Annotated in this window: 15 protein-coding genes and 1 riboswitch; of the genes, 1 reads left to right on the top strand and 14 read right to left on the bottom strand. The window is 37.3% G+C overall.

What is annotated here, in order from left to right; genetic code table 11:
- Positions 1-37: 37 nt before the first annotated feature.
- From C8270_RS10565 to C8270_RS10530, 8 genes are all read right to left on the bottom strand, one after another.
- On the bottom strand, positions 38-151 hold the full coding sequence (locus C8270_RS10565) for a methionine/alanine import family NSS transporter small subunit (RefSeq protein ID WP_106496792.1): 114 nt from the start codon (positions 149-151) through the stop codon (positions 38-40).
- A gap of 1 nt (position 152) precedes the next feature.
- The gene (locus C8270_RS10560) at positions 153-1,685 is read right to left on the bottom strand and encodes a sodium-dependent transporter (protein ID WP_106496791.1); all 1,533 of its coding nucleotides are present in this window, start codon (positions 1,683-1,685) and stop codon (positions 153-155) included.
- 202 nt (positions 1,686-1,887) lie between these two features.
- On the bottom strand, positions 1,888-3,438 hold the full coding sequence (locus tag C8270_RS10555; RefSeq protein ID WP_106496790.1) for a Na+/H+ antiporter NhaC family protein: 1,551 nt from the start codon (positions 3,436-3,438) through the stop codon (positions 1,888-1,890).
- Positions 3,439-3,604: 166 nt separating this feature from the next.
- Positions 3,605-3,781, bottom strand: a riboswitch (Lysine riboswitch).
- 46 nt (positions 3,782-3,827) lie between these two features.
- The gene (yunB, locus tag C8270_RS10550; RefSeq protein WP_234028545.1) at positions 3,828-4,619 is read right to left on the bottom strand and encodes a sporulation protein YunB; all 792 of its coding nucleotides are present in this window, start codon (positions 4,617-4,619) and stop codon (positions 3,828-3,830) included.
- Between the two features lie 63 nt (positions 4,620-4,682).
- Positions 4,683-5,765 (bottom strand): HD-GYP domain-containing protein, encoded by a 1,083-nt coding sequence (locus tag C8270_RS10545; protein ID WP_106496788.1) that lies wholly within the window; start codon positions 5,763-5,765, stop codon positions 4,683-4,685.
- A gap of 719 nt (positions 5,766-6,484) precedes the next feature.
- Positions 6,485-6,787 (bottom strand): YunC family protein, encoded by a 303-nt coding sequence (locus C8270_RS10540; protein WP_106496787.1) that lies wholly within the window; start codon positions 6,785-6,787, stop codon positions 6,485-6,487.
- A gap of 106 nt (positions 6,788-6,893) precedes the next feature.
- Positions 6,894-8,300, bottom strand: coding sequence for a bifunctional metallophosphatase/5'-nucleotidase (locus tag C8270_RS10535; protein WP_106496786.1), 1,407 nt, complete (start codon positions 8,298-8,300; stop codon positions 6,894-6,896).
- Positions 8,301-8,312: 12 nt separating this feature from the next.
- A complete protein-coding gene (locus C8270_RS10530) occupies positions 8,313-9,128 on the bottom strand; it encodes a sulfite exporter TauE/SafE family protein (protein ID WP_106496785.1) in 816 nt (271 codons plus the stop codon).
- A 180-nt stretch (positions 9,129-9,308) separates the two neighbouring features.
- Between C8270_RS10530 and C8270_RS10525 the strand changes: the two genes are divergently transcribed.
- Positions 9,309-10,691, top strand: a complete 1,383-nt coding sequence (locus tag C8270_RS10525; RefSeq protein ID WP_106496784.1) for a tetratricopeptide repeat protein — start codon at positions 9,309-9,311, stop codon at positions 10,689-10,691.
- Between the two features lie 55 nt (positions 10,692-10,746).
- Here C8270_RS10525 and sufB read toward each other — a convergent pair whose 3' ends face one another.
- The 6 genes from sufB to C8270_RS19985 form a co-directional block, all read right to left on the bottom strand.
- Positions 10,747-12,144: a Fe-S cluster assembly protein SufB gene (gene sufB / locus C8270_RS10520; RefSeq protein WP_106496783.1), complete on the bottom strand. Its 1,398-nt coding sequence runs from the start codon at positions 12,142-12,144 to the stop codon at positions 10,747-10,749.
- Between the two features lie 92 nt (positions 12,145-12,236).
- On the bottom strand, positions 12,237-12,671 hold the full coding sequence (gene sufU / locus C8270_RS10515) for a Fe-S cluster assembly sulfur transfer protein SufU (protein ID WP_106496782.1): 435 nt from the start codon (positions 12,669-12,671) through the stop codon (positions 12,237-12,239).
- Positions 12,661-13,881: a cysteine desulfurase gene (locus tag C8270_RS10510; RefSeq protein ID WP_106496781.1), complete on the bottom strand. Its 1,221-nt coding sequence runs from the start codon at positions 13,879-13,881 to the stop codon at positions 12,661-12,663. The genes sufU and C8270_RS10510 overlap by 11 nt, the downstream gene beginning before the upstream one ends.
- Positions 13,881-15,188: a Fe-S cluster assembly protein SufD gene (sufD, locus tag C8270_RS10505; protein WP_106496780.1), complete on the bottom strand. Its 1,308-nt coding sequence runs from the start codon at positions 15,186-15,188 to the stop codon at positions 13,881-13,883. Before sufD ends, C8270_RS10510 begins: the two co-directional genes overlap by 1 nt.
- 17 nt (positions 15,189-15,205) lie before the next feature.
- On the bottom strand, positions 15,206-15,991 hold the full coding sequence (sufC, locus tag C8270_RS10500; RefSeq protein WP_106496779.1) for a Fe-S cluster assembly ATPase SufC: 786 nt from the start codon (positions 15,989-15,991) through the stop codon (positions 15,206-15,208).
- Positions 15,992-16,311: 320 nt separating this feature from the next.
- Positions 16,312-16,464 carry a hypothetical protein gene (locus C8270_RS19985; protein WP_158701696.1) on the bottom strand — a complete coding sequence of 51 codons (153 nt, stop codon included), beginning with the start codon at positions 16,462-16,464 and terminating at the stop codon, positions 16,312-16,314.
- Positions 16,465-16,564: the final 100 nt, after the last annotated feature.

The following is a 16,564-nucleotide window of genomic DNA, read 5'->3' as shown; positions in this document are numbered from 1 at the left end:
AGCCTTTGCTGAATAGCAAAGGCTCCTTTTATAAGAATTAATTTGATTTAGATGCTCTAGACTTTTTCACAGCATTTGTAATACTTGCTGCAAGGCCGCCCCAAATAATTACCATACCAAGGATCATAACAAAGATAGCTCCACCACTCATTTTATTTTGCCTCCTTAGATTCAGTTTCCATTCCATTTTCCGATGATGCTCGCCATTTACTTAATGACATTAAGATTCCGATAATTAATGCTGCTGCTGCAACAAACCAGCCACTATAGAGGATAAAGAAATCAGGATAACCTTCATAGTTCCCGTTCGCTGTATCAAACTCTTTTAGTAAATTATCTTTAAACAATCCGAACATCATATACCCTAATACAATTGGTGTAATTACACCTAAACTAATCGTCCACCATGAGCCTAAGCGAATATCGGAGATTTCATTCGCATGTGTCTTAAATTCATTAAGTTTACGTAAGCCCCACGCGACAAAGATGACTTCCACTAGTCCTAGGAACGCTACACCGAATTGATTGATAAAGTAATCGGTAGCATCTAAGAAATTCAATCCGCCCCTTGTTGCAAATAACATGGAAATGATTGCCGCTATTCCGCCACCAAACAATACAGCTTTCCCTCTGGAGATTTTAAATTTATCAACTAATCCTGCAACATAAGTTTCGGTGATCGACATCAGGGAAGTTAACCCTGCTAGAACAAGTGAAGCAAAGAATAAGAACCCAAACAATTCATTAAGCGCTGGAAACTGATTAATAATCTGCGGAAATACAACAAAAGCTAATCCTACACCGCCAGCTACCACTTCATCAATCGGTACACCTTGTTGCGTAGCCATAAATCCAAGTACCGAAAATACCCCAATACCAGCTAATAATTCGAAGCTAGAGTTTCCAAACCCAGTAATAAATGCGTTGTTCGTAATATCAGATTTTTTCGGCAAATAACTAGAATACGTAATCATAATCGCAAATGCTATTGACATACTAAAGAATATCTGTCCGTATGCTGCAACCCACACACTCGGTTCTAAAATTTTATCAAAATCAGGTGCAAAGAATGCTTCTAGTCCTTCTAATGCACCAGGTAATGTAACTGCCCGAATAACGATAATAAGGAATATAATTACCAATGCCGGAATAAAAATTCGGTTTGCCATTTCAATACCTTTTTTAACACCCTTAAACAATATACCTAAAACCAGGATCCAAACGATGATTAGTGGAATAAATACCCCTGGAACTAAACCGCCAATTTGCCCTGGATCAGTTAATTCTAAATAATCGCCAAACAAAAATCCCTCTGTGTCTTCTCCCCAGTTTAAATTAAATGAGAAGATGGAATATGATATTGCCCAGGCAATAATTACGGAATAATATGTTGAAATAACAAAGGCAACTAATACAGCCCACCAGCCGACCCATTCCGACTTTTTATTCATTCTCTTGTACGTTAATGGGGCTGAGCCGCGGTACTTGTGCCCCATTGTAAATTCCATGATAAGAATGGGAATACCTGCTGTTAATAATGCGAATAGATAAGGAATGAAAAATGCGCCTCCACCATTTTCATACGCTACTGACGGAAACCGCCAAATATTGCCTAGTCCAACTGCAGACCCTACAGCTGCCATAATAAAACCGGCTCTTGTTCCCCACTGTGATCGAGTTTCCACTTTAAAGACCTCCCCTTTTATTTTCCTTCTGCTTGTATTCTATGCAAGGAAGGAAATTAAAATCTTTACTATTTTCTGATATTTATACTTGTATTATAACGGTACTTTTTGACTATGTCAAAGAAATATTTTATTTTTCAGTATTGTAACTATTTTCCATAAAATAACCCCTTCATCCTTTATAGAATGAAGGGGTTATTCCTTAATTGTTAGCTTTGGTTTTGGCCATAAATTGAAAAAGTAATCCAATAGCAATGATGACAATTATGGTAGCTAATAATGCTAACAAAATTTGATTCGTCCATCCAACAAGTAAATAGCCTATACTAGCAGCTATAGCAACAACCAGTGCATATGGCAATTGCGTTAACACGTGGTCAATATGATTCACACCCGCTCCTGTTGAAGATAAAATCGTTGTATCCGAAATAGGTGAACAATGATCACCAAACACAGATCCAGCTAGAACGGCTGCTAAGGCTGGAAGTAACATATTTGCATCAGTCAATACAGCCACCTCTGCAGCAATCGGTAACATAATGCCAAATGTCCCCCAGGAAGTACCTGTTGCTAAAGCCATAAACCCAGAAATAATAAAGAATAAAAACGGAAGTAATGTTGGACTGATGGAAGCATCATTTACAAGCTGTGCCAAATAATCACCTGTTTCCAATGTTCCAATTACGGAACCGATCATCCAAGCCATTATTAAGATATAAATAGCTGGAAGCATTGTTTTTATTCCTTCCAAAATAACGCTAACCAAATTTGCTCGCGGTTCACTTTGCTGCATATGGAAGATTAAAGCAGTTGCAACTGCTAATAGTCCACCAACAAACAGGGACAAGTTAACGTTTGTATTAGCAAAAATAGTCAATATTGTAGCATTATCACTGGCCTGTATTCCAGTAATTATCATCATCCCAACAGTTGCCACAACCAAAACAAGGATAGGGACAAGCAAATGATATATTCTTCCGTTTTTATGTGGCTCAAATGTTTCCTTCAAATCTCCAGGCACTTTTACGTCTGGATTAACAACCTCTCCTGTATCAAGTGCACGTTTTTCATGTTTACGCATTGGGCCAAAATCGATTCTCATATATGCTGTCAAAAATACAAAAAGTAGTGCTGCTAATGCATAAAAATTATACGGAATCATTTTCACAAAGGCTTCTAACGGTTGTATATCTGTTATTTCATTTGCTGCCAACAAACTTCCTAGTAAACCGATGATATAAGCGCCCCAACTGGAGATTGGAGAAATAACGGTTACAGGAGCAGATGTTGAATCGATAAAATAAGCCAATTTAGCTCGTGATACTTTGTGTCTATCTGTTAACGGCCGAGCAATTTGCCCGACAGCTAATGCATTAAAATAATCATCAATAAAAACAATAATTCCAAAGATAGCGGTCATAACTTGAGCGCCAGTTCTTGTTTTCACACGCTTAATCATCCATTCACCAAAAGCCCGACTGCCGCCAGACGCTGTTAAAAAAGCGGTCATAATTCCTAAAAATAACAAGAAACATAATAACAATATATTCCCGGCATTTAACGAACCATCTACAACAAAAATCGCATAAAACGTTTGCCAAATTTCTTCAATCGAAGCAATAATATTAAAATCATGAATAAATAATGCTCCAACAACAATTCCTACACCCAATGATAGTAGAACTTTTCTTGTAAGTAGGACTAAAACGAGCATAAGTAGTGCTGGAATTAATGAGTAAATTGTTCCTTCCATAATTGCTACCTCCATTTATAATAACTCGTACATAGAGATACGCCACAAAATAAGAGGAACTTAGCTTCATGTCCTATTTGGCAAACAATCCTTGCCAAAAAACACAAAAAAGCAACGATAGAAAATAACCTACCATTGCTAAAAAAAGTATACGTTATCCTCCATTTCGATCAGTAGTTCTCCATGCATTCCGATAAGCATGACAGTATATCCTTTGTTCAAAGATACACCAGCAATAATAAGTCTGACCCTTATTACACTTCGGCAAACAATCCTTTTGTCAATCATCATCGTTGTCATTCTCCGATTGATTACTAATCTCATTTGCACCTCTACCTCACCGATCTGATAAGGTTAAATTATTTAATTATTAACCTAACTATACTAAACTATTTATCATCTTGCAAGTCTTTTTCAAAGTCATCTTTCGGGATTGATATGGATGGATTATTATTTCCTCCCTCACCATAAAAATCTGGAACACCTAAATTAATTACTCCTGAAGTTGCATATACATCTGTACTTACTTCTTTTACTCCAGTTGAAAACGGTATAACAATTTGGACCTCTGCCTCTACATGAATATATACTTTAATTAGCGCACTATTAATCCCAAATCCCTCTATATCATGAACAACGTCGGTCTTTACATTACCAACGAGTTCTAAATTAACAGGGATTTTTGGTCCTAAGTTGGCAAAAATGGTATTACCTGTTGCCTGACCTAAAGGGATTTCTACTACAGTTGGATCCTCGTTACTTTTTTCTTCAGCTGTATCACCATAGTCTAGATTTAAATTTTCTTGCTCCTCCGGTGGTATTTCACCACTGTTCATTCGTTTAAAGAATTCCTCCACTCGATCCGTTGCATAACGATTAATTTCATTGACTGCAGCAGAATTAAATTTCCAGGAAGTGATATCACCATTTTCATTCTGCGTAACATCCGTTACATCTTGAAATTCATAGGTCTCGGCAAATTTAACAGCTGCATTTATCGCCCTTGTGGCGAATTCAGTTGTTTTTGTTTCTGCAACATCCATTAATGTTGGTTTAATTCCTTTATCAACTATTACAAAACTTAACCAAATCATTAACACAAATAAAATCATGGTGATAACAAAAATGTTTTTTACTGGAGGTGGTGATCGTCTCTTTCCAAAAGCTAGTCGTTTTCTCAATATGAAAACCCCCCTAAAACAACTTATGCTTGTTTTAGAGGGGTTAGAATTCCCGATTTTATATTATTTCTGACAAGCTGAAATCGTAACATTAACAATGGAAGCTAAATCGATTTCATACGGAGTTACAAGTTGGGTATTTTTTTCTTCAACAATTCGAACGATTGGGCGATCACATAGACTTTTATTTTGTCTGGCAACAACACCCTTTCGACCATCACTTAATTGAACAGACAATCCATTTGGATAAACCGCGACACTCTTTTTAAACGCTTCAACCATTTCTTTATCAAATAAGCAAGTTGCACCTGCATAAAGAATTTCTAGTCCTTCATGTGGTAGCATTGCATCACGGTAAACACGATTACTTGTAACAGCATCAAAAACATCGGCAATACCGATTAATTTTGCATATTTATGAATGGCGTCACCAACAAGTTCTCGCGGATAACCAGTACCATCTAACCGTTCATGGTGTTGATACGCACAATGGGCAATAACAGAAGGAAGATCCATTTGTTTCCGTAAAAAATCAAAACCTAATTTAGTATGTTGTTTAATCATTTCAAATTCTTCATCGGTTAGTTTACCAGGTTTCTGCAAAATATCCTGATCTAGAAAAATTTTACCTATATCATGTAGCATCGCACCAGTACCTATTTCAGATAATTCCTTTTTGGTGAGATTAAGTTCCGTACCGATAGCCAATGAGTAAATTGTAACATTTAAGGAATGCTGGAAAATATAGTCATCTGTAATAAAAATATTTGCCAGTAATGATAATGTTTCTTTACGATTTAGGATTTCGTTCATGATTTTCTCAACAATTGATGTTAATTGTGTTCCCTGTTTTTCAAAAATAAATGAGCGATTCTTAATTCCATCCTGCTTAACCTCAGCAAATATTGATTTGATTGTGTCCGAGGCTTCTTTTCGAAGACTTTCCGAAATAACTGGTTTAACTTGTACATCGGCAGTTACATCATCTTCTATATAAATATAGGTGATTCCTTGGTTTAAAAGACGGCTGATCATTCTTTCGGTTAAAGCTAACCCTTTTTGAATCAATACTTGTCCATTATCATTATAAATTGTTTGTCCAAGTATTGTTCCAGGTTTAGTCGATTTTGTACTAGTAAGTCTCATCATGATCTCCTAACTTCTGACTTTCGGCAAATTCCGCCTCAATTCGACATATGTATATAAAAATAATAACAAATTTTTGGTAATATTTCTAGAAGACACTCCCCGTAATGGATTTTTCGTAGTTGTATAAAATGCGACGTAAATTTGCGTGACTTCCTTCCATCCTGTATAAGATGAGTGCTAATTCGGCGCTGCGGAAAAATACTCGCTTTCCATAGGGAACGCTTCAGCCTCCCACCACTTCCTTTGGTGTCTTCAGACTGTTCCTTTTCCCATCGGAGTCTCGCATTTTTCCGCACCTTAGAATAGCCTTCTTTCAAGTAATAAGAATTCTTCTGACATTGATTTCATGGGTAATAACCACAAATAATCAGGAATTCTCTATCAGCGGAGGCAGAATACGTAGACTCCTGTGGGAACAGCACGTGTCCGAAGACCCCGCAGGAAGCGCTTTTTGCTTCCGAGGAGGCTGAGGCCGTGCCCACGGAAAGCGAAGTATTCTGACGTAGCGGGGTCAAGCACTCATGCCATATTAGAGTGAGAGAAAGCGTTACAAAAAAAATTGTCACTACGTCGCATTTTATTTCTATTGTGCAAAAACAACAAATGTGTTCAATGGGGCGAGTAATCGCAGTCCCAATCTTTCAGAAAAACTTTTCGAAAGTCGTTAGCTATACTACAATCAAAAACATGCCTCCCATTCTGGAAGACATGTTTGTTTATGATATTTTCATCAGTGCATCTCTTCCAATCATGCCAGATTTCCAGCCATAAGCTTTTGATGCATTCGTTATTTTCTCGAGTGGTGCATGTAGTAAATCATCAATTGTTTTGACACCTACAGCCCGTGCTGCGATTACTTTCCGTTCTGCCAATACATCATTTAATACATCCACGTCGAGCGCTCCACACATAATGTAGCCAATCTCATTTGAAATCATTAACAAATTCGTCTTTGGTAGTTCCACTGTAATTGCTGTAAAAAACATACCATCAATCTCTAATGGATTAACCGTAATCATTCACCCATGCCTCCTTCTTGCCTCACACTACATCGTATTCATGGGGCTCGGGCAATGTCACTTAATTACATGGACGTTCCATCAGTCAAAAAAATTGGTTCAGCCATTATTGGTTAGCAAAGTCATGGCGCAATGTATAAGCAAGCAAATCACGTAAAAACTCCGGCAAGAAATATTTTTTCGTTTCCGATTTTGCCACTTCCGGCAACAATCGGCCAAACGTAAATGTATCGGCAACAGCTACTGAATAGATTCGATCTGGATCAAGCTGTTCATGATTAAAAGTAACTTCTTTAACGGATTCGTGACCATCTTTGTGCATGGTTGTATCAATTTCCAATCCTGAAAAAATCATCCTGCCAATAACTTCACCACGGAAGCCAAAACCTTTTAATTTTAGCTCCATTAATTCTTTTGTAAAAGAAGCGCGAACCACTTCTCTAAGTTCGTCACCATTTAATTCTACAACACAAGGATTAATTGGGTGTGGACATATACGATGGATGTCTTGATACGTAATGTCCCCTTTTTCAAAGCGATCAAGTAAAACACCTGCATTTAACATGGCACAATCTGCGTCTGTCCAGTTTTTCATTGTATCCGTTAGTTTCTGCATCATTTCTGTTTCCTGAAACCACTTAACCTCAATTGTTTCGTTCAACGATATAACTGTCTGATCTAAGAGAACGTCCGCTCTCTCGGATAGCTCAAGCAACATTGTTTCAGTTGAATGATCCTTCGACAAATGCGTAACATCCGTCGTGTAAGCCTCCTTTGCAATCAGCTTATTGTTTGTGTGGTCCCAGGTTAAAATTACTTCACCAACAAAAGCGCAATGCTTTCCCGCAGCAGTAATAATTGTGTTATTAATCGTCTCACCTGTACGTAATAAGTGATGCGTATGTCCACCGATAATAACGTCAATATCATCGAAGCGCCTTGCTATCTCTTGGTCTTCACTAATTCCTAGGTGAGATAACAAAACAATAACATCTGCTGATTGTTTTACTGATTGAATATATGCATCCAACGTTTCATACGGATCCGAAACATGCCATTGCAGCAATTCATAATAAGCATTAAACGGGGCAGTAAGTCCAATTACCCCAATCCTCACACCATTTATCGATTGAAAGTGAACAACAGGCTTTAGCCATTCTGGTTCTTTCTCCAACTCCATTGTGTTATGTAAATTAGCACAAACCACTTGAAAATCGGCTTCATCATAAAGTTCAGATAAGTCGTCATGTGCTAAAGTGATTCCTTCGTTATTCCCAATCGTTGCACAATCATAACCCACTTCATTCATTAATGCTACATTCGCCTTTCCCATAAACGCCTCGGCAATCGGATGAACACGGTCCACATGATCACCAATATCAAACAGCCAACAAGATTCATGATTCGCTGTTTTAGATGCTTTAGCTCCTTTTAGAAAACCGGCTACTCTTGACCATTGTTCAAAGTTACTATGTAAATCATTTGTATAGTAAAAATAGATTTTTTCCTCCATGTTTCATACCCCTTAAGATAAACCTTCTAATATCAAGCGAATTCCAATGATAACAAGTAATATACGTAATATCCACTCCAGTATATTTCCTTTTAATCGCTGATTTGCCCAAGCCCCGATCATTCCGCCAATCCATGCACCTGGAATGAAGAAGAAAACATGCTCCCAGGAAACATGTCCTAACACGATATGGGTGCTTGCACTAATGATACTAATAAATACAATCATAAACATTGATGTAGCAGTTGCGATATGCATTGGTATACCGTACAAAATGATCATGGCTGGTACCATAATGGATCCGCCACCAATACCAAATAAACCGGATAGCATTCCAACGATCAATGAAAGTATAAACGCAGACCAAAATGAAACGGTATACTGATATGTTTCTCCATCTACCTTGAATGTTCGCTTATTTTTATTATTCCCATTTGTAGTTGATTTTGGCTTTCGTTTTATTAAAAATAATAAAGACAAAGCTACCATTAAAATACCGAAATAAACCGAAAAATGTTCTGCATTAATATACTGATTTAACCAAGAACCAAGAACACCTCCGGGAATACTGCCCGCTAAAAATAACAGACCTGTTTTATAGTCAACACGACCTTTTTTAAAATAAGAAATGGATGAGGATAAAGCTGTAACAACCATCACAATTAAAGATATTCCAACAATTATTTGTGGTGTTGCCCAGGCAAACATGTCTGAATAATGATATAAAAATAATAAACTTGGGATTAATATAATGCCACCACCGAGGCCAATTAAACTTCCTACAAAAGCTGTGATCACACCGATCAATATACAAATAATGTAAACCAATAATAAAACCTCATCTCTAAAACACTAGCTATAATCGAAGCAAAAACTCCCTTACACAATACTAGCATTGATTTACAACGAATCCCAACCTTATACTCACGACTTGGTTATTCTAATTAACCATCCGTGTAGAATAGCTGTATATATGTTATGATTAGAATGAAACAAGGAGGTAAAATAATGACAACAAACCAATTTTCAATACGACTAAACAAGAAAAATCTGGACTTAACTCCATGTAAAATGACAATGTATCGTCAAGCAAAAATTATCGAAGCATGTGATAACCAGCAAAACTTTTACTATTTGTTCTTCTATAAAAATAACTTTCTTACTGGGGCAAAAGCCAACAACATAAACGATGATTCTTTCATCCATCGTGCCTTTTCAAAGGGAATTGTTTTTGATGGATTACACCCGATTACGACGATACTAATTAAAAAGCAAAAAGCAATTACATTTGTTAGCTTTAAACAACTGTATAATAAAGTCCAACAAAAGTACTCTCCAATTGAAACTGTCCATATCTTCACGTTCTTTGATTCCTTTCTACCACACGAAACCATTCAAGAATTACTAAAACAAGTCTATAATCACCATCGCCGAGATGGAAAGATAGTTGCCGCATATCAATTGCTAACCATGTACCAGCACTATGATGATACATATAATTTTGCCAATGACATGTTAAACAATATCGCACAGTTTCATTCACATCAGCAACACACGGATTATGTCAAGGATCCAATCAATGCTGAAACATACTATTTCGACCACCTCTCTCAGACTGATGTATCACCAATACTGATTCAATTGTATAAAGACCAAAATCGTTGGATTGATGAACTCATTATTCGAATCCACTTGCTAACCAATCAATTTACCTCAGAGAATTTCACGTACATCCAAGAGCTTTTAGAGAAATTTAATAAAGAAGATCAACTTTACATTTTAAAATCGCTGGATAGTGAAAATAATAAACACACAAATTTACAGGAGGTTCTATTCGCGAGCTTAGTTGACGCAAAAAATGCAAACGAAATTGTTCGATTTGTCATCACCCATGATTACAGACCACATCCTGATCAACTATCAAAAATCGGAACCAGTATGGAAAAAGCTGATAACGCGATCTTTCCTGACTTGTTTCATCAGTCGAATAGCAGCTTAATTCAATTATTTGCAACTGACCATAAAATGTTAGAGAATGCCTGCACAAGATTCGTATCAACTTTTTTAACGCATTACTCACTGGAACAAATCCAAAACTGGTTTATCCCATTCCATGAGGCGAGTATTCACCTTCCAATCGAACAAAAGGTAACAAAACTCAAGACATTAGAAAATGACCCCGATCAGCAGCTTCCATTAGGGAAAATATATTTAGAATTCAACCAGGTAGAAAAGGCGATTGATTGTTTTAAATGGGAGATGGAACTAACTCCGGAAAATCCAGAACCGGTTAAATTGTTGGCGAATGTCTATAAACAGATTGGGAATGAAGAGGAAGCCTATATTTATCAACAATTATTGATTCAATTGAAAAAGGATAATGTGGGTTAATTAATAGAAAAAAAGGGTGGTCCCGAATTGAGGGACCACCCTTTTTCTTATATTATTATCCAATTGAACCTTCCATTTCGAACTTGATAAGTCGGTTCATTTCAACTGCATATTCCATTGGCAGCTCTTTCGTAAATGGCTCGATGAAGCCCATTACGATCATTTCTGTTGCTTCTTCTTCGGTAAGACCTCTGCTCATCAAATAGAATAATTGTTCTTCAGAGACTTTCGATACCTTTGCCTCATGTTCCAATGAAATATTATTATTATACACTTCATTGTAAGGGATTGTATCTGAAGTTGACTCATTATCCATAATTAATGTATCACACTCAACATTTGATCGAGCGTTTTCCGCTTTACGTCCAAAATGAACTAGTCCACGATAGTTTACTTTACCACCATGCTTAGAGATGGATTTGGAAACAATTGTCGATGACGTGTTTGGTGCAAGATGATGCATTTTTGATCCAGCATCTTGAACTTGCCCACGACCAGCAATTGCAATGGATAGTGTGTTCCCGCGAGCACCCTCACCTTTCAAGAGAACAGCAGGATATTTCATCGTTAATTTAGATCCAATGTTACCATCGATCCATTCCATTGTTGCGTTTGCATCACATGTAGCACGTTTCGTAACCAGATTATAAACGTTATTTGCCCAGTTCTGAATTGTTGTATAACGGCAATACGCATCTTTATGAACAAAGATTTCAACAACCGCACTGTGTAAACTGTTCGTTGTATATGTTGGTGCTGTACAACCTTCTACATAATGGACAGATGCGCCTTCATCAACAATAATTAGTGTACGTTCAAATTGCCCCATATTTTCTGAGTTAATCCGGAAATATGCTTGTAATGGTGTTGTAGTTTCCACACCTTTCGGAACATAGATGAATGATCCGCCAGACCATACTGCTGAATTCAGTGCAGCAAACTTATTATCTGTTGCAGGGATAACTTTTCCGAAATACTCTTTGAAAAGTTCTTCGTTTTCCTGTAATGCTCTGTCTGTATCTTTAAAAATAATCCCAAGTTCAGCAAGATCTTCTTTCAAACTTTGGTAAACAACTTCTGACTCATATTGCGCAGAAACACCAGCTAGATATTTTTGTTCTGCTTCTGGAATACCCAATTTATCAAAAGTCTGTTTTATTTCATCTGGTACTTCATCCCAAGACTTTCCTTGTCGTTCAGATGGTTTAACGTAGTAAACTATTTCATCAAAATTCAATTCAGAAAGATCCCCGCCCCATTGTGGCATTGGTCGCTTGTAGAAATGATCCAATGCTTTTAGGCGGTAGTCCAACATCCATTGTGGTTCATTTTTCATCTTTGAAATTTCTTTAACTACGGCAGGTGTCAAACCACGTTCTGTACGGAAAATAGAGACGTCTTTATCATGAAATCCATATTGATATTCTTCCATTTCTGGTACTTCTTTAGCCATGTTAAAAACCTCCTTATAGTATTATCCCATCATCCTTTGGTAACATACAGCACTACTAACTTATCAACAGTGCATATAAACGTTATTACCAATTATTCTTCATGAACACCTTTTTCCATTGCCTTCCATGCAAGGGTTGCACATTTAATCCGGGCAGGAAACTGTGAAACACCTTGCAATGCTTCTATATCGCCAAAATCCGCTTCTTCGGTATCAACGTCCTCACCAAGCATCATGTTAGAAAATGTTTTTGACATGTTTAATGCATCATGGATATTCTTTCCTTTAATTGCTTGTGTCATCATGGACGCAGATGCCATACTGATTGAGCAACCCTCTCCATCAAATTTCGCATCTTTGACGACCCCATCTTCAACTTGCAATTGAAGCTGAATCCGGTCACCACAAGTCGGATTATTCATATCGACTGTTAATGCGTCACCCTCTACAGCACCCTTATTACGCGGGTTTTTATAATGATCCATAATTACTTTTCTGTATAGTGTATCAAGGTTACTAAAAGACATCACCAAAATACTCCTTCGTTTTCAAAAGTCCATCTACCAAATGATCAATATCTTCTTTAGTGTTGTATAAATAAAAACTTGCTCTTGCCGTGGCAGATACATGTAACCATTTCATCAATGGTTGGGCACAATGATGACCAGCGCGCACTGCAATTCCTTCAGCATCAAGTGCAGTAGATGCATCATGCGGGTGTACATCATCCAGGTTAAACGTTACAAGTGCTGCACGTCTTTCTGGGCCATAAATTGAGATACCATCGATTGTCCGAAGTCTTTCCAGCGCATAATCAGCCAATTCGTGTTCGTGGGCTGTTATATTTTCCATGCCGATTTCATTCAAAAAGTCTATTGCCGCACCAAGTCCGATAGCACCAGCAATAATTGGTGTACCACCTTCAAATTTCCATGGGAGTTCTTTCCAAGTCGAATCGTAAAGGTTAACAAAATCAATCATTTCGCCACCGAATTCAACTGGTTCCATGTTTTCAAGAAGTTCACGTTTCCCATACAATACGCCAATACCTGTTGGCCCACACATTTTATGACCAGAAAATGCATAAAAGTCACAGTCCATATCCTGTACATCTACTTTCATATGTGGAGCGCCCTGTGCACCATCAACAAGTATAATGCCACCATGTTGATGGGCAATTTGCGCAATATCTTTTACAGGATTTATCGTTCCTAGTACATTCGATACATGTGCAACAGCAACTATTTTTGTGTTGTCTGTTACTGCTTCCCGAACATCAGCTAAATCAATCGTACCATCTTCTTGTAATGGCAAATACTTCAGTGTTGCACCAGTTGCTTTTGCCGCTTGTTGCCACGGGATAATATTACTATGGTGTTCCATTGGTGTGATCAATATTTCATCCCCAGCACTTAAATTACTGCGAGCATAGCTATAGGCAACCGTATTAATTGATGTTGTTGTTCCACGAGTAAAGATCACTTCAGCTGTACTTGACGCATTAATAAAACGACGGACTTTTTCCCGGGCCCCTTCATATTTTTCTGTTGCCCTTGTACCAAGTGTATGAACACCACGGTGAACATTGGAATTATCCTGTTTGTAATATGCTTCAAGCGATTCAATAACGGATACTGGCTTTTGTGAAGTTGCTGATGAATCTAGGTAGACTAATGGATGTCCATTCACTTCCTGATTTAAAATAGGAAACTGCTGCCTTATGGCTTTTACATCCATTAGTAAACCTTCCTTTCAATTACTCGTGTAAGCTGCTCTTTTACTGAAGTAATCGGCAATTGATTTACAACCGGAGCCAAGAAGCCATGTATAATCAAGCGCTCAGCCTCAGTTTTTGAGATACCGCGACTCATCAAATAGTACATTTGTAAAGGATCAACACGGCCGACTGATGCAGCGTGACCAGCCATTACATCATCTTCCTCAATTAATAAAATCGGGTTTGCATCTCCACGTGCCTTTTCACTTAACATTAACACGCGTGATTCCTGTTCAGCATTTGATTTTGATGCACCATGTTCAATTTTCCCAATACCATTAAAAATAGTTGTTGCACTTTCTTTCATAACACCATGTTGTAAAATATAACCTTCTGATTGTTTACCAAAATGAACGATTTTAGATGTGAAATTCTGTGTTTGCTTACCGCGTCCAACTGTCACAGCTTTCGCGTTAGCATTTGAATTGTCGCCAACCAAATGGGTAACATTCTCCGAAACAGTATTTCCTTCATTCATTTGTCCTAAAGCCCAATCAATTGTAGCATCTCGATATGCAACACCACGACGATTCACGTATGTTGTCGTTCCTTCGGCAAAGTTATCCACTGCTCCAAATGATACTTTTGCATTATTGTGAGCAACAACTTCTGTAACAATGTTTGCTACTGTCTGTTCCGCTTGGTTATGCGATACGTAATTTTCCACGTATGTTAATGAACTATTATCATCAGCTACAACCAACACATGGTTAAATATTGCAGCTTCCGGATCTTCCTGCCAAAAAATAGCATGTAAAGGAACATCTAATTGAACATTTTTCGGTACATATACGAAAGTCCCGCCGTTCATTAGTGCTGCATGTAATGCTGTTAAACGATGTTCATCTATCGATACTGCATCTTTCATATAATAACGTTTCACTAAATCTTCATGATCGTTTAAAGCAGTAAAGATATCTGTGAAAATAACACCCTTTTTCTTTAGTTCATCACTTAATGCTGCATATGCTACAGTGTGATTTCGTTGTATTAATAGGTTTTCTGATTTACTTTCACTGTCGAGAAAATCTTGAATTTCCGTTGGTAGTTCATCCAATGATGCGATTTTTTCACCTTGCGCATTATGTTTAAACTGACTAAAATTCCATTTACCTATCCTTGTTTTGTCAGGTTTAGGCATTTCAATTGTATCAGCTTGCTCTAAAGCTTGAAGGCGTAAATTCCGCATCCATTCTGGTTCATTTCTGTCTTGTGAAAACTGATTGATATATGCTTGATCGTATGGCAGCTTTGTTTCAACAGTCATTTTACCCCTCCTAACTTTTACGCGTTTTGCTCTGCAGGTTCGTCTTCAATACCTAATTCTTCTTTAATCCAGTCGTAACCTTCTGCTTCTAATCGTTGTGCAAGCTCAGGTCCACCAGATTTAACGACACGGCCTTGCATCATAACATGAACAACATCTGGTGTAATATAATTTAATAAGCGTTGATAGTGTGTAATGATTAGGCAACCAAAGTTCTCATCACGTAATTTATTAATGCCTTTTGAAACTACTTTCAATGCATCAATATCCAAGCCTGAATCAATTTCATCTAAAATAGCAATTTCCGGTTTAATCATCATTAATTGAAGAATTTCATTACGCTTTTTCTCACCGCCAGAAAATCCTTCATTTAAGTAACGTTGTGCCATGTTCTTATCGATTTCCAAATAATCGAGTGCGTTATCCATTTCTTTGATGAACTTCATCAATGGGATTTCATCGCCTTCTTCACGACGAGCATTAATAGAAGAACGTAAGAAGTCAGAAGTTGTTACACCGCTAATTTCACTTGGGTATTGCATGCCTAGGAATAATCCGGCACGAGCACGTTCATCAACTTCCATTTCTAGAACATCTTCCCCATCTAGAAGGACAGATCCTTCTGTTACTTCATATTTCGGGTGGCCCATAATTGCAGAAGCAAGCGTTGATTTACCTGTTCCGTTTGGTCCCATAACCGCGTGGAATTCGCCACCTTTTATCGTAAGGTTTACACCTTTTAATATCTCTTTTCCTTCAATAGATACATGAAGATTTTTTATTTCTAGTGTTGATCCTGCCATATCGATACCTCCAAATACTATTATGTGTTTATTTATCAAATGGATTTACATCCATTCTCAATTTATTCTCATTACAATCTTATATCATTTCAAATGTATATTCAACTCTTAAAGATTGATAAATATCACGTTTTTCATGATATATTTCTAGTTTAACACAAAATTCAAGATTGGGTTTCATTCAGCATATACGAAAGAGTTATTTTTTCCAAATAAAGGTCAAAAACACCTACCACTAATCACAATGTCAAGCATATATCATATACTAAACAAAAATGCCGGTAACACCCAAGAGGTGCTACCAGCTTTCAATTATTATATCATTTATGCAATTGACTATCGATTTCGGCAATTTTATGTTTACATTCTTCGTATTCCTGTTGTCTTCTCTTTTCAACAACGATACGATTGTCTAACTTCCTCCCGTATTCTGCATAGCCCATTCCGTGCGACTGTTGCATTGCTTTCTCCATTTCGGGAGTGTGATTGATCCTTATTCCACTATGGATAGTGAATCATCCTTTCAATTTATTTAACAATTTTAATGCTACCATAAGGACGATTCCCATTACA

This window comes from Lentibacillus sp. Marseille-P4043 (assembly GCF_900258515.1).
Lineage (GTDB): Bacteria > Bacillota > Bacilli > Bacillales > Amphibacillaceae > Lentibacillus_C.
The sequence above is the reverse complement of the archived record's forward strand: the minus strand, read 5'-3'. Positions and strand labels throughout refer to the sequence as shown.

What these genes read in the sequence shown, in the direction of transcription:
- C8270_RS10565 (WP_106496792.1), bottom strand. Translation starts at nt 151, where the DNA reads ATGAGTGGTGGAGCTATCTTTGTTATGATCCTTGGTATGGTAATTATT.
- C8270_RS10555 (WP_106496790.1), bottom strand. Translation starts at nt 3,438, where the DNA reads ATGGAAGGAACAATTTACTCATTAATTCCAGCACTACTTATGCTCGTT.
- C8270_RS10545 (WP_106496788.1), bottom strand. Translation starts at nt 5,765, where the DNA reads ATGAGACTTACTAGTACAAAATCGACTAAACCTGGAACAATACTTGGA.
- C8270_RS10540 (WP_106496787.1), bottom strand. Translation starts at nt 6,787, where the DNA reads ATGATTACGGTTAATCCATTAGAGATTGATGGTATGTTTTTTACAGCA.
- C8270_RS10535 (WP_106496786.1), bottom strand. Translation starts at nt 8,300, where the DNA reads ATGGAGGAAAAAATCTATTTTTACTATACAAATGATTTACATAGTAAC.
- C8270_RS10525 (WP_106496784.1), top strand. Translation starts at nt 9,309, where the DNA reads ATGACAACAAACCAATTTTCAATACGACTAAACAAGAAAAATCTGGAC.
- sufB (WP_106496783.1), bottom strand. Translation starts at nt 12,144, where the DNA reads ATGGCTAAAGAAGTACCAGAAATGGAAGAATATCAATATGGATTTCAT.
- sufU (WP_106496782.1), bottom strand. Translation starts at nt 12,671, where the DNA reads ATGTCTTTTAGTAACCTTGATACACTATACAGAAAAGTAATTATGGAT.
- C8270_RS10510 (WP_106496781.1), bottom strand. Translation starts at nt 13,881, where the DNA reads ATGGATGTAAAAGCCATAAGGCAGCAGTTTCCTATTTTAAATCAGGAA.
- sufD (WP_106496780.1), bottom strand. Translation starts at nt 15,188, where the DNA reads ATGACTGTTGAAACAAAGCTGCCATACGATCAAGCATATATCAATCAG.
- sufC (WP_106496779.1), bottom strand. Translation starts at nt 15,991, where the DNA reads ATGGCAGGATCAACACTAGAAATAAAAAATCTTCATGTATCTATTGAA.
- C8270_RS19985 (WP_158701696.1), bottom strand. Translation starts at nt 16,464, where the DNA reads ATGGAGAAAGCAATGCAACAGTCGCACGGAATGGGCTATGCAGAATAC.